Below are 12,390 nucleotides of genomic sequence, written 5' to 3'. Positions count from 1 at the left end.
GCCTACCTACCAGCGCAGCAACCGAGGCCCGAGCAGCGCCCCGACCAGCACCGGCACCGCGATCCCGCTCACGTACCAGACGGCGAGGAAGGGAGCGGTCAACTCCATGCAGTGCAGCGCATAGACCGAGGCTCCCACGCCGCCGGCCAGCGCACCGGCCGCCGCGCCGGCCAGTGCGGGCCGCGTGGGCGCCATGCCCCTGAGCGCGACGAGCGCAGCCGCGAACACCGGGAGCGCCATCAGCCCGATGCTCACCGCGCAGATGCGCCACGACTGCCCCATCAGCGCGGGCATGCGCGCCTCGCCCGGCATCGTGAACCAGGCGATCGCCGCCAGCATCCAGACCCCGAGCACCGGCAGCACGGCGCCCATCCACACATTCCGGGGCTTCACGCCCGGCCGCCCCAGCCGTTCCGCCGCCACGAAGCCGGCCGCGGCGATGCACAGCGGAAACAGCACCTTGACCCAGAACATCGGCCAGAACATGGCCTGCACGATGTCGTGCCGCACGCCGTAACCGGTGAACAGGATCGCGAGCGAGAACGGCAGCCCCACCAGCAACGCCAGCCACATGCGCGAGCTGGCGCGACGCCGGCGAAGCGGCACGGCCACGTCGCCGGTGGCCAGCATCGAGACCAGGTCGTCGGTCTTCATGCCGCGGCTCCCCAGCCATTGCCGAAGCGGGCGGCCAGCGCCTTCAGCCCGCGGTGGATGCCGACCTTGACGGCCGACTCCGACATGCCGGTCAGGCTCGCGGTCTCGGCCACCGAGCGGCCCTCGATCTTGACGTGCACGATGGGCAGGCGCTGCCGCTCGGGCAGCGTCTCGAGCAGGCCGCCCAGGTCGCGCTTCGCGTCGCTGGCCTCCTCGGCGGATTCGGCGAAAACGGCGAGCTCGTCGTCCAGCGGTTCATGCAGGTCTTCACGGGCCGACTTGGCGCGCAGCAGGTCGATCATCTTGTAGCGCGCGATGGCATGCACCCAGGCCGTCAGCGGCTGGTCGCTCTGGTAGGTGTGGCGCTGGTTGTGCATGGCGAGCAGGCATTCCTGGACGAGGTCTTCCACTTCATCGGGCCAGCCGAAAAGGCGCTTGCCCAGAAAGGCGCGCAGGTGCGCGGCGAGCTGCTGCAGGAAGTCGCGGTAGGCCTTCGCGTCGCCGTCGAGGCCGCGGAGGAACAGGCCGCGCAGCGCCGCTTCCACGTCGCCGGGATTCTTCCTGCTGCCTACAGTGTTTCGTTCCATCGGGCTGGCTGGTTACAGCCTTGTCGAAAAAGTTCCGACGCATTGTGCCGGGCCCGAGGGCGCCGGCATGGCGTCAGGGCTGCTTCAGGCACTGCTGGATGATCGGGCTGGTCCGCGTCCTGATCTTCTCCAGGTCCTGCAGGTCGGCCACAGGGGTGTCCTTCATGAGGCCGTCGGCCGCGCAGGTGCACAGCTTCTTCAGCTCTTCCTGGGACTTGTTCCCGTGCTCGCCCGCGCTCTTGACGCAGCTGCCGACGAAGCTCTCGCGGAAGCTGGTCCTGAAGGCGGAGTCGAAGCCTTCGGAGAAACCCTCCCTGGCCTTGTCGCAGGCGCTCAGGCCTAGCAGGCCCAGGGCGAGAAATGCACAGGCAAGCACACGCATCGTTCTTTCCTCCATCGCGTCCGGTCCATCCGTCCGTTCTCGCGCATTGTTCCCCATCGGCACGGCCATGCCCGCAGGACACCGGGTGCGCCCGTGGCGCGTTGCTTGCAAGCCGCACGCGTGATCGGTACATTGCATTTTTTGAGGGCCACCAATGTCTGCTGACAGCACAACGATCCCTTCCGCTCCCGGCGGTGCCACCGGCGCCGCGCCCCTCCCCCCGCTCCATCCCTCGCCGTCGACCGGCCACATCCGGCTGACCTCGCACGCCGGCGGCTTCGGCGCCCTGCCCATCCGATGGGGCGCCGCCACCGCGGCCGAACGCGGACCGGTGGTCGGCACCACCACCAAGCGTGCCCACCGCAACGTGATCGGCACCCACAGCGGCTCCTACAGCGTCTACCGCGCGCTCGCGGTGGCGGCCGGCGCGCTCAAGCGCGAGCACAAGGCCGACCTCACCAACACCGCGCCCACCGACGCGATCGGGCCCTATCCTCAATGGAGCGAGCCGGGGCGCATCGTCTCGCTCGACCCGTGGGGCGCGCAGGTGGCGGAGGTGTTCGCCACCGAGATGGCGGCGGGCTACGACATCCGCCCGACCATCGCGATCACCAAGGCCCACGTGATCCTGCCCGAGGTGATCGAGGCGCTTCAGAAAGGCCGCCTCAAGGCCGACGGCAGGTTCCTCACCGCCGGAGGCGCTGCGATGGTGACCAAGGCCGCGATCGAACCCGTGTGGTACCTGCCCGAGGTGGCGCGCAGATTCGGCTGCTCCGAGACCGACCTGCGCCGCACGCTCTTCGAGGAGACCGGCGGCATGTATCCCGAGCTGGTCACGCGCTCCGACCTCGAAGTGTTCCTGCCGCCCATCGGCGGGCAGACGCTCTACATCTTCGGCAACCCGCGCGACCTGGCCAACCCCGAGGTCGAGCTCACCGCGCGCATCCACGACGAGTGCAACGGCTCGGACGTGTTCGGCTCCGACATCTGCACCTGCCGCCCCTATCTCACGCACGCCATCGAGGAATGCATCCAGGGCGCGCAGCGCGGCGGCGTCGGACTGATCGCCTATTCGCGCAAGGAAGGCCGCGCACTGGGCGAGGTGACCAAGTTCCTCGTCTACAACGCACGCAAGCGCCAGGTGGGCGGCGACACGGCCGACCAGTACTTCGCGCGCACCGAGTGCGTGGCCGGCGTGCAGGACATGCGTTTCCAGGAGCTGATGCCCGACGTATTCCATTGGCTCGGCATCAGGAAGATCCATCGGCTCGTGTCGATGAGCAACCTGAAATTCGACGCGATCACCAGCTCGGGCATCGAGATCGGCGAGCGCGTGAACATCCCCGATGAATTGATCCCCGCGGACGCCCGCGTCGAGATGGACGCCAAGATGGCGGCCGGCTACTTCACGCCGGGCCCGGTGCCGGACGCGGAGGAACTGAAGAAGGCCAAGGGCCGAGGACTCAGCGAATGAACAGCAACACTCCCGTCAACCCCACCCGGAACGGCGACGACCCGAACCTGCCCGTCGATGGCTCGGGCAGCCTGCCGCCCGGCGGCGCGGGCGAAGTCGACCCCTCCATCGAATTCACTGCCGACACCGCACACCCGGCAGGCGCGGCCACGCTGCTGCGCACCACCGCGGCCATCCGCGAGCGCGCCAACGCCCTGCTCTCTCGCGCACGGCGCGGCGAGTCGCAGTGGTTCCGCATCGGCGGCGACGACGCGCTCGAAGACGCGGCGCGCACCGTGGCCGAGGTCACGCGCGAGCGCTACCCGTGGGACACCATCCCGTACCACAGCCGCTGGCGCCATTTCGAGGCCGGCGGCGTGAACCGGGTCGAGGAGCTCGACAAGCTGCTCGGCAGGGTCGACGCACGCCAGCGCGCCCGCGCCCACATCGACCTGGTGCTGGTGAGCGTGCTGCTCGACGCCGGCGCCGGAGCCGGCTGGCACTACACCGAATCGGCCACGGGCCAGCGCTTCTCGCGCTCGGAGGGGCTGGGCGTGGCGAGCTTCCATGCGTTCACCAGCGGGCTTTTCTCGTCCAATCCCGACCGCCCCTGCCAGGTCGACGCGGTCGGCCTGCGCGGCCTGGTCGCCGACCGCCTCGGCGACGCCTTCCAGGTGAGCGAAGTCAATCCGCTGGTCGGCCTCGCCGGCCGCGCCACGCTGCTGCGCCGGCTCGGCGAGGCCATGAGCGAGCAGCCCGAGACCTTCGGCGACGACGGCCGGCCCGGCGGGCTGTTCGACGCGCTTGTCGGCCCGTACGGCCCGGCCGCGCCGCCCACCGCCGAGGTCACGGCGCACCAGATCCTGTCGTTGCTGCTGGAGACGCTCTCGCGCATCTGGCCGGCGGCCAACGCGGTCGACAGCATCGCCGCCGACGGAAGCGACAGCCCCGGCGGCATCGGCTCGGGCGACCCCGCGCTGGCGCTCGGCGACTGCTGGCGCCACAGCGCCGTGCGCGGCCCCGGCCTCACCAACGGCTGGATGCCCTTCCACAAGCTCTCGCAGTGGCTCACATACTCGCTGCTCGAACCCTTCGAATGGGCCGGCGTGAAGGTGCGCCAGCTCGACGCGCTCACCGCACTGCCCGAATACCGCAACGGCGGCCTGCTGATCGACAGTGGCGTGATCGTGCCGAAGGACCCGGCCTTCCTCACCCGCCAGTGGAAGGTGAGCGACGAATTCATCGTCGAATGGCGCGCGCTCACGGTGGCGCTGCTCGACGAGATCGCGCCGCGCGTGCGCAAGGTGCTCGACCGCACCGAGGAGGAGCTTCCACTGGCCTGCGTGCTCGAAGGCGGCACCTGGGCGGCGGGCCGCGCCCTGGCACAACGCCTGCGCGACGGCGCTCCGCCTCTGTTGATCGAGAGCGACGGCACCGTCTTTTAGACTCCAGGGTTCCCCTGTCTTCCAGCAACGCCACAAAAAATTCCGATGAGCAGCAACGTCCACCTCCTCGACCACCCCCTCATCCAGCACAAGCTCACGCTGATGCGCCGCAAGGACGCCTCCACCAACAGCTTCCGCCGGCTCCTCAACGAAATCAGCATGCTCATGGCCTATGAGGTCACGCGTGACATGCCGATGCAGGACATCGAGGTGGAAACCCCGCTGGAGACCATGCAGGCCAAGGTCATCGACGGCAAGAAGCTGGTGCTGGTGTCCATCCTGCGGGCCGGCACCGGCATCCTGGACGGCATGCTCACCGTGGTGCCCGGCGCGCGCGTGGGCCACATCGGCCTGTACCGCGACCCCAAGACGCTGACGGCCGTCGAGTACTACTTCAAGATGCCCGGCGAGATGGAGAACCGCGACGTGATCGTGGTCGACCCGATGCTGGCCACCGGCAACTCGGCCGTCGCGGCGGTGGAGCGGCTGAAGGAACTCAACCCCAAGTCGATCAAGTTCGTCTGCCTGCTGACCTGCCCCGAGGGTGTCTCGACCATGCAGAAGGCGCACCCTGACGTGGCGATCTACACCGCGGCGATCGACCGGGAGCTCAACAGCCACGGGTACATCCTTCCGGGCCTGGGCGACGCGGGCGACCGGATCTTCGGGACGAAGTGAGGCTCGCCCCCCAGGCTGCGCGCACTTCGTGTCGCTTCGCCCACCCCCCTACCGGGGGGCAACACCTGCGGCCCGGCGAAGCCGGTTCCGCGGTGTTCCCGGGATTGGGTTGCTGGGGGTTGGGGCCGTGCCCTCGTCGGGCACGAGGATTGCAGCGCTAGTTCTTTCATCACCAATCGAATCGAGGAGAAGTACCGTGACCGCACGTCGTCAATTGATCATCCGTTCCGTCGCCGTTGCCGCAGCGCTCGCTGCGGTGGGCGCCCCGGGTCTTGCGCTCGCTCAGGCCAAGTTGAAGGTGGCGGCGGTCTACACCGTGCCGTTCGAGCAGCAATGGGTGGGCCGCATCCACAAGGCACTCAAGGCGGCCGAGGCGCGCGGGGAGATCGAGTACAAGGCCACCGAGAACGTGAGCAACGCCGACTACGAGCGCGTGATGCGCGAGTACGCCACGGCCGGCAACCAGCTGATCCTGGGCGAGGTGTTCGGGGTGGAGGCGGCGGCGCGCAAGGTGGCGAAGGACTTTCCGAAGGTGGCCTTCCTGATGGGCTCCTCGCTCAAGCCCCAGGCGCCCAACTTCAGCGTGTTCGACAACTACATCCAGGAGCCAGCCTACCTCAGCGGCATGGTGGCCGGCGGCATGACGAAGAGCAACCGCATCGGCATGGTCGGCGGTTTTCCGATTCCCGAGGTCAACCGGCTGATGAACGCCTTCATGGCCGGCGCGAAGGAAACGAATCCGAAGGTGGAGTTCAGCGTGAGCTTCATCAACAGCTGGTTCGACCCGCCGAAGGCCAAGGAAGCGGCCTTCGCCATGATCGACAAGGGCGCCGACGTGATGTACGCGGAGCGCTTCGGCGTTTCCGATGCCGCCAAGGAAAAGGGCAAGCTCGCCATCGGCAACGTGATCGACACCCAGAGCCAGTACCCCGACACGGTGGTGGCCTCGGCCCTGTGGAACTTCGAGCCCGCGGCCGACCGCGCGATCAAGCTCGTGAAGGAAGGCAAGTTCGCCGCAGAGGACTACGGCATCTACGCGCAGATGAAGTACAAGGGCTCCGAGCTCGCGCCGCTGGGCACCTTCGAGAAGAAGGTCCCGGCCGACATCGTCGCGAAGGTGAAGGCCAAGCAGGCCGACATTCTCTCGGGCAAGTTCACCGTGAAGGTCGACGACTCTCAGCCCAAGTCGACGGCACGATGAAACACACCTCCAGGCCCCGCGCACCTCGTGCCGCTACGCCCACCCCCTTGCAGGGGGAAACACCTGCGTCCCGGCAGAGCCGGTTCCGCGGTGTTCCCCGAATGGCCGGGAATGTTCTTGCTGCCGCAGCAATCGGGCTCTCGCTGACCGGCTGCGTGGGTGTCTACAAGGGCGGCGCCGTCGCCATCAACAGCAGCACGCGGCTCGACGACACGCCGCGCATCGCGGTGCTGTCGGCCTTCGAGCCCGAGCTGAAGCTGCTGCTCACGCGGCTGCAGGGTCCGGTGAAGCACAGCGTCAATGGCGTGGAATTCACCACCGGCACGCTCGAAGGCAAGCCGGTCGTGCTGTTCCTCTCCGGCATCAGCATGACCAACGCGACGATGAACACGCAGCTGGCGCTCAACCGCTTCCGCGTGACCAACATCGTCTTCAGCGGCATCGCAGGCGGCGTGAACCCGTCGCTGCACGTGGGCGACGTCACCGTGCCGGCGCAGTGGGGCCAGTACCTCGAAGTGCTGATGGCGCGCGAGACCTCACCCGGCAAGTACACCGCCCCGCCCTTCATCACCGACGCGACGCTGCCCAACTTCGGGATGATGTTCCCGCGCCCGGTCGAGGTGCGTTCGGCGGCGCGGCCGGAGATCCACCGCAAGTTCTGGTTCGAGGCCGACGCGAAGATGCTCGAGGTGGCCCGCAGCATCCGCAATGTCGACCTGGCCAACTGCAGCGCCGGCAAGTGCCTGCCGCGCAAGCCGCAGCTGGTGGTGGGCGGCAACGGCGTCTCGGGCCAGGCCTTCATGGACAACAAGGCCTACCGCGAATACACCTACAAGACCTTCCAGGCCAACGTGCTCGACATGGAGACCGCAGCCGTGGGCATGGTCGCCTACAGCAACGGCGTGCCCTTCATCGCCTTCCGCTCGCTCAGCGACCTCGCGGGCGGCGGCGACGGCGAGAACGAAATGGGCACCTTCATGGGCATCGCGGCGGACAACTCCGCCAAGGTCATGCTGGCCTTCCTGGCCGCCTGGAAGTGACGGCGGCGCCCGCCGGCCTCATCCGACTCGTTCTGCTTCCGGGCATGGACGGCACCGGCGAACTCTTCGAGCCCCTGGCCCAGGCCATGGAACGGCGAGACGCCATCGACGTCGTGCGCTACCCCGGCACCGAGCCGCTGGGCTATGACGAGCTCGAACGGCTGGTGCGCGCGCAGTTGCCTGCCGGCCAGCCCTTCGTTTTGCTGGGCGAATCCTTCTCGGGACCGCTGGCCATCTCCATCGCGGCGTCTCCGCCGCCGGGGCTGCGCGGCCTGATCCTGTGCTGCAGCTTTGCCCGCCGTCCTGCACCGGGGCTGGCGCTGCTGCGCGGCGGCCTGCTCGAGCTGTCGATGAAGTTCCTGCACTCCGGCCCGATGCGCGGACCGATGCGGCGCATGCTGCTGGGCCGCTTCGCCACGCCGCGCCTCGCGGCCCTGCTGCAGGGTTCGCTGCGGCAGGTGTCGACCGCCGTCATGACGCGCCGCATGAAGGAAGTGCAGCGCGTGAACGTGATCGACAAGCTTGCGCAGGTGCGCGTGCCCGCGATGTACCTTCAGGCCATGGAGGACCGCATCGTTCCCGACCAGGCCGCCCGTACCATCCAGCGTGCGCTGTCGGGCCTTCGCATCGTCCGGCTGGAAGGTCCGCACGGATTGCTGCAGGCCGCGCCCATCGCCGCCGCCAATGCCATCGACAACTTTTGCCGCGAGCTCGGCAGTCCCGAGCCCGCCATCCCATGAACCCTCTTGTGCTCCGGCTCGGCGGCATCACCAAACGCTTCGGCGCGCTGGTGGCCAATGACGCCATTTCCCTGGACCTGCACGCAGGCGAGGTGCTCGCGCTGCTCGGCGAGAACGGCGCAGGAAAGTCGACGCTGATGTCGATCCTGTTCGGCCACTATGTCGCCGACGAAGGCAGCATCGAAGTCTTCGGCTCGCCGCTGCCGCCGGGCAACCCCAAGGCGGCGCTCGCCGCGGGCGTCGGCATGGTGCACCAGCACTTCACGCTGGCCGACAACCTCAGCGTGCTCGACAACGTGATGATGGGCACCGAGCCGCTGTGGCGCCCGGTGTCGCGACGCGCCGCCGCGCGCGAGCGGCTGCTCGATGTGGCGCGGCGCTTCGGCCTGCCGGTGCAGCCCGATGCGCTCGTCGGCAGCCTCTCGGTCGGAGAACGCCAGCGCGTGGAAATCCTGAAGGCGCTGTACCGCGGCGCGCGCATCCTCATCCTCGACGAGCCGACCGCCGTGCTCACGCCGCAGGAGAGCGAGGCGCTCTTCGCCACGCTCTCGCAGATGGTGGCACAGGGGCTGTCGGTGATCTTCATCAGCCACAAGCTCGACGAGGTGCTGCGCGTGTCGCACCGCATCGCCGTGCTGCGCGGCGGCAAGCTGGTGGCCGAGGCCCGCACGGCCGACACCACGCAGGCGCAGCTCGCGCTCTGGATGGTCGGGCATGCGGTGGAGGCGCCGAAGCGCCGGCCCGCGAAGTCGGTGGGCGATGCCGTCTGCGTGCTCGACCACGTGAGCACCGCGGCCTCCGCCAAGGGCGACGGGCGAGACCGGCTGCGCGAGGTGTCGCTGACGCTGCGCGCGGGCGAGATCACCGCCATCGCCGGTGTCTCGGGCAACGGGCAGGTCGCGCTGGCCGAGCTGCTGTGCGGCACGCGCCGCGCGACCTCGGGCACGGCACAGCTCATGGGCCGCGCGCTGCCGCCCTCGCCGGCCCGGCTGGTGCAGCGCGGCGTCGCGCGCATTCCGGAGGACCGGCACGCGGTCGGCGTGGTCGGCGACTTGCCGGTGTGGGAGAACGCGGTGTCGGAGCGGCTGCGAAGCCCCGTGTTCTCGCGCTGGTCGTGGATCGTGAAGCGCGCCGCCGCCAGACTCCATGCGCGGCGCATCGAAAAGGCGTTCGACGTGCGCGGAGCCGGCCTGATGGCGCCGGCTCGCTCGCTCTCGGGCGGGAACATGCAGAAACTGATTCTTGGACGCGCCCTGCTGGCGCCCGAACAACCCCAGTCCGACTCCAGCCAGGACAAGGCCGACAGGAAGCACCCCAACCGAGCCCCGCGCCTGATCGTCGCGCACCAGCCCACCTGGGGCCTGGACATCGGCGCCGTCGCCTATGTGCAGCAGCAGCTGATCGCCGCCCGCGACGCGGGGGCAGCCGTGCTGGTGATTTCCGACGACCTCGACGAAGTGCTCGCGCTGGGCGACCGCGTGGCCGTGATGCACGGCGGCCGCCTGGGCGAAGCGCGCCCTGCCGCGGCATGGACGCGCGAGGCCATCGGGCTGGCCATGGCCGGCGCGACGTCGGCATCCCACGCCAAGGGAGCTTCGTCATGATGCGGCTCGAACGACGCCACGAGACCTCGCGCATGGCGTTGGTGCTCGCCCCCATCGGCGCGATCGTGTTCACGATGGCGATCAGCGCGCTGCTGGTGCTTTGGGCCGGCGCGCCGATCGGCCGCACCTATGCGCTGCTGCTGCAAGGCGGCTTCGGATCGGTGTTCGCGTGGAGCGAGACGCTCACGCGGGCGATCCCGCTGATCCTCACCGGGCTGGCTGCCACCGTCGCCTTCAAGGCGCGGCTCTTCAACATCGGTGCGGAAGGCCAGCTCTACGCCGGCGCGCTGGCTGCCGTGGCAGTGGGCGGCATGCATGGCGGCACCGGCTTCGAGCTGTCGCCGTGGCTGCTCTTCCCGCTGATGATGCTGGCCGCCGCCATTGCCGGCGCGCTGATGCTGCTGGGTCCGGCGCTCATGAAGAACCGGCTGGGCGTGGACGAGGTCGTCACCACGCTGCTGATCAACTTCATCGTGCTGCTGGGCGTGTCGGCGCTGCTCGACGGGCCGATGAAGGACCCGACGGCCATGGGCTGGCCGCAGAGCGTGTCGCTGCAGTCCGACCTCGAACTGGGCAAGCTCGTCGCGCAGACGCGGGTTCATACCGGCTTGCTCTGGGCGGTGTCGCTGGCGGTGATGGTGTGGGCGATCTTCAAGTACACGGTGCTGGGCTTCGACATCCGCGCCGTGGGCGCGAACGCGCGCGCCGCCGCCTTCGCGGGCGTGCCGGTGACGCGCACGGTGGTGATGGTGGCGCTGCTCTCGGGCGCGCTGGCCGGGCTGGCGGGCGCCATCGAGGTGGCGGGCCGCACCAGCTACGTCACGCTCGACATGTCGCCGGGCTACGGCTACACCGGCATCGTGATCGCGATGCTGGCGGGGCTGCATCCGCTTGGCGTGATCGCCGCCGCGGTGTTCGTGGCCGGTGTGCTCGTGGGCGCCGACACCATGAGCCGTGCGGTGGGCGTGCCGACCTACATCGCCGACGTGATCGTCGCGGCCTCGCTGATCGCGGTGCTGGTGGCGACGCTGCTCACGCAGTACCGGGTGAGGATGACGAAATGACGGCAGCCTTCGCATCTTCTGCCTTGCTCCTTCCCCCGCTGGGGGAAGGCTGGGATGGGGGCATCGGAGTCCCCATCGAGCGCCGCTTGCCCCCACCCCGGCCCTCCCCCGGAAGGCGAGGGAGAAATACGCAATGACCGACCTCCTGGACATTCTTTCCAACGCCGCCTTCTGGGTCGCGGTGCTGCGCATCGCCACGCCGCTCATCCTGGGCACGCTCGGCGTGCTGCTGTGCGAGCGCGCGGGCGTGCTCAACCTCGGCATCGAGGGGATCATGGTCGCAGGCGCCTTCACCGGCTGGCTCGCGGTCTATGCCGGTGCGCCGCTGTGGGTGGGCGTGGGGGTGGCCGCGCTCGCGGGCATGGTGTTCGGGCTGCTGCATGCCTTCCTGACCGTCGGGCTGGCGCTTTCGCAGCACGTCTCGGGGCTGGGCATCACCCTGCTGGCGACCGCGCTGAGCTACTTCGGCTATCGCGTGAGCTTTCCGAAGGTGAACACGCCGCCCACCATCACGCCCTTCGCACCGATGGACTGGCTGCCCATTCCCATCCTGGGTGCGCAGACCGCGCTCACCCTGTTCGCGCTGCTGCTGGTGCCGGCGGTGGGCTGGGTGCTGTACCGCACGCCGCTGGGCCTCGCGCTGCGCATGGCCGGCGAGAACCCGCAGGCCGCCGAGAGCCAGGGCGTGTCGGTCGCGGCCACGCGCACCGGCGCCATCGTCGCGGGCTCGGCGCTCATGGGCATGGCGGGCTCCTTTCTCACGCTGTCGGCCTTCAACGCCTTCTTCTTCAACATGGTGAACGGACGCGGCTGGATCTGCGTGGCGCTGGTGGTGTTCGCCTCGTGGCGGCCGGGCAAGGCCCTGCTGGGCGCGCTGCTGTTCGCCTTCTTCGATGCGCTTCAGCTGCGGCTGCAACAATCGGGCGACGCCGTGCTGCCCTACCAGATCTACCTGATGCTGCCCTACCTGCTGTCGATCCTGGCGCTGGTGCTGGTGGCGCGCAAGGCGAGCTACCCGCAGGCGCTGATGAAACCGTACCGCAAGGGGGAACGCTGATGACCACGAGGACCGCCGCCGCCGCGCGAGGCGCCCTGCTCGCGGCGCTGCTGGCTCTGCTGACCATGGGCGGCAACGGCGCTCGCGCACTCGGCATGAACTACGGCTACGAGGCCTTCAGCACGGCCGACGCCGTGACCTGGGTGCAGATGTGCGGCACCTGGGGCAAGGACCACCAGGGCACCTACCGCGTGGTGCACGCCGAGCAGTACGCCCAGTCGTTCCTCTACGTGCAGTGGATGAGCCGCGACGCCAACGGCAGCCTGCGCGCGGAGCACACGGTCGCCATCGCCGAACTCGACAACGACCACGCGGAGATTTCGCTGTCCGACCTCACCTGCCGCGCCACGCCGCGTGGCATCGTCGTCACCGCCAAGGCCGACTCGGGACACGACGAGAAGCTGCGCCGCGTGACCATCGAGGTCGGGCCTGCGCCGGGGCAATACCGGTACCGGGCGCAGAACACGCGCTGAAGCGGCCGAGGC

The 12,390-nt window shown here is 69.2% G+C and carries 13 protein-coding genes; 10 read left to right on the top strand and 3 right to left on the bottom strand.

Annotation, left to right across the window (positions count from 1 at the left end):
• Positions 1-6: 6 nt before the first annotated feature.
• The 3 genes from G369_RS0103035 to G369_RS0103025 all read right to left on the bottom strand — a co-directional run bounded on the left by G369_RS0103035 (position 7) and on the right by G369_RS0103025 (position 1,623).
• Entirely contained in the window at positions 7-654 is a 648-nt protein-coding gene (locus G369_RS0103035; RefSeq protein ID WP_019652498.1) for an NrsF family protein, read from the bottom strand.
• Positions 651-1,241 carry a sigma-70 family RNA polymerase sigma factor gene (locus G369_RS0103030; protein WP_019652497.1) on the bottom strand — a complete coding sequence of 197 codons (591 nt, stop codon included), beginning with the start codon at positions 1,239-1,241 and terminating at the stop codon, positions 651-653. Before G369_RS0103030 ends, G369_RS0103035 begins: the two co-directional genes overlap by 4 nt.
• A 73-nt stretch (positions 1,242-1,314) precedes the next feature.
• Positions 1,315-1,623, bottom strand: a complete 309-nt coding sequence (locus G369_RS0103025) for a hypothetical protein (protein WP_026346166.1) — start codon at positions 1,621-1,623, stop codon at positions 1,315-1,317.
• A 154-nt stretch (positions 1,624-1,777) separates the two neighbouring features.
• Here G369_RS0103025 and G369_RS0103020 point away from each other — a divergent pair, with 154 nt between their 5' ends.
• From G369_RS0103020 to G369_RS0102975, 10 genes are all read left to right on the top strand, one after another.
• Entirely contained in the window at positions 1,778-3,097 is a 1,320-nt protein-coding gene (locus G369_RS0103020) for a GTP cyclohydrolase II (protein ID WP_019652495.1), read from the top strand.
• Positions 3,094-4,521 carry a URC4/urg3 family protein gene (locus tag G369_RS0103015; protein ID WP_019652494.1) on the top strand — a complete coding sequence of 476 codons (1,428 nt, stop codon included), beginning with the start codon at positions 3,094-3,096 and terminating at the stop codon, positions 4,519-4,521. Before G369_RS0103020 ends, G369_RS0103015 begins: the two co-directional genes overlap by 4 nt.
• Positions 4,522-4,566: 45 nt before the next feature.
• Entirely contained in the window at positions 4,567-5,199 is a 633-nt protein-coding gene (upp, locus tag G369_RS0103010; RefSeq protein WP_019652493.1) for a uracil phosphoribosyltransferase, read from the top strand.
• Between the two features lie 196 nt (positions 5,200-5,395).
• Positions 5,396-6,400, top strand: a complete 1,005-nt coding sequence (locus G369_RS0103005; RefSeq protein ID WP_019652492.1) for a BMP family protein — start codon at positions 5,396-5,398, stop codon at positions 6,398-6,400.
• 101 nt (positions 6,401-6,501) lie between these two features.
• A complete protein-coding gene (locus G369_RS0103000; protein ID WP_026346164.1) occupies positions 6,502-7,440 on the top strand; it encodes a 5'-methylthioadenosine/S-adenosylhomocysteine nucleosidase in 939 nt (312 codons plus the stop codon).
• A 44-nt stretch (positions 7,441-7,484) separates the two neighbouring features.
• Positions 7,485-8,180: an alpha/beta fold hydrolase gene (locus G369_RS0102995; protein WP_063827402.1), complete on the top strand. Its 696-nt coding sequence runs from the start codon at positions 7,485-7,487 to the stop codon at positions 8,178-8,180.
• Positions 8,177-9,784, top strand: coding sequence for an ABC transporter ATP-binding protein (locus G369_RS0102990; protein WP_019652489.1), 1,608 nt, complete (start codon positions 8,177-8,179; stop codon positions 9,782-9,784). Before G369_RS0102995 ends, G369_RS0102990 begins: the two co-directional genes overlap by 4 nt.
• Positions 9,784-10,848, top strand: coding sequence for an ABC transporter permease (locus G369_RS0102985; RefSeq protein WP_186475738.1), 1,065 nt, complete (start codon positions 9,784-9,786; stop codon positions 10,846-10,848). The genes G369_RS0102990 and G369_RS0102985 overlap by 1 nt, the downstream gene beginning before the upstream one ends.
• Before the next feature lie 133 nt (positions 10,849-10,981).
• Positions 10,982-11,905 (top strand): ABC transporter permease, encoded by a 924-nt coding sequence (locus G369_RS0102980; RefSeq protein ID WP_019652487.1) that lies wholly within the window; start codon positions 10,982-10,984, stop codon positions 11,903-11,905.
• Positions 11,905-12,378, top strand: a complete 474-nt coding sequence (locus G369_RS0102975) for a hypothetical protein (protein ID WP_019652486.1) — start codon at positions 11,905-11,907, stop codon at positions 12,376-12,378. Before G369_RS0102980 ends, G369_RS0102975 begins: the two co-directional genes overlap by 1 nt.
• The last annotated feature ends 12 nt before the right edge of the window (positions 12,379-12,390 follow it).

Origin of the sequence: Variovorax atrisoli 110B (assembly GCF_000382045.1) — a bacterium.
GTDB classification, from domain to species: domain Bacteria; phylum Pseudomonadota; class Gammaproteobacteria; order Burkholderiales; family Burkholderiaceae_C; genus Variovorax; species Variovorax atrisoli.
The sequence above is the reverse complement of the archived record's forward strand: the minus strand, read 5'-3'. Positions and strand labels throughout refer to the sequence as shown.

Bases quoted from the DNA above. Each gene is read 5' to 3' on its own strand.
- G369_RS0102975 (WP_019652486.1), top strand. From the start codon at position 11,905: ATGACCACGAGGACCGCCGCCGCCGCGCGAGGCGCCCTGCTCGCGGCG.
- G369_RS0103000 (WP_026346164.1), top strand. From the start codon at position 6,502: ATGGCCGGGAATGTTCTTGCTGCCGCAGCAATCGGGCTCTCGCTGACC.
- G369_RS0102985 (WP_186475738.1), top strand. From the start codon at position 9,784: ATGCGGCTCGAACGACGCCACGAGACCTCGCGCATGGCGTTGGTGCTC.
- G369_RS0102995 (WP_063827402.1), top strand. From the start codon at position 7,485: ATGGACGGCACCGGCGAACTCTTCGAGCCCCTGGCCCAGGCCATGGAA.
- G369_RS0102980 (WP_019652487.1), top strand. From the start codon at position 10,982: ATGACCGACCTCCTGGACATTCTTTCCAACGCCGCCTTCTGGGTCGCG.
- G369_RS0103030 (WP_019652497.1), bottom strand. From the start codon at position 1,241: ATGGAACGAAACACTGTAGGCAGCAGGAAGAATCCCGGCGACGTGGAA.
- G369_RS0103025 (WP_026346166.1), bottom strand. From the start codon at position 1,623: ATGCGTGTGCTTGCCTGTGCATTTCTCGCCCTGGGCCTGCTAGGCCTG.
- G369_RS0103020 (WP_019652495.1), top strand. From the start codon at position 1,778: ATGTCTGCTGACAGCACAACGATCCCTTCCGCTCCCGGCGGTGCCACC.
- G369_RS0103035 (WP_019652498.1), bottom strand. From the start codon at position 654: ATGAAGACCGACGACCTGGTCTCGATGCTGGCCACCGGCGACGTGGCC.
- upp (WP_019652493.1), top strand. From the start codon at position 4,567: ATGAGCAGCAACGTCCACCTCCTCGACCACCCCCTCATCCAGCACAAG.
- G369_RS0102990 (WP_019652489.1), top strand. From the start codon at position 8,177: ATGAACCCTCTTGTGCTCCGGCTCGGCGGCATCACCAAACGCTTCGGC.
- G369_RS0103015 (WP_019652494.1), top strand. From the start codon at position 3,094: ATGAACAGCAACACTCCCGTCAACCCCACCCGGAACGGCGACGACCCG.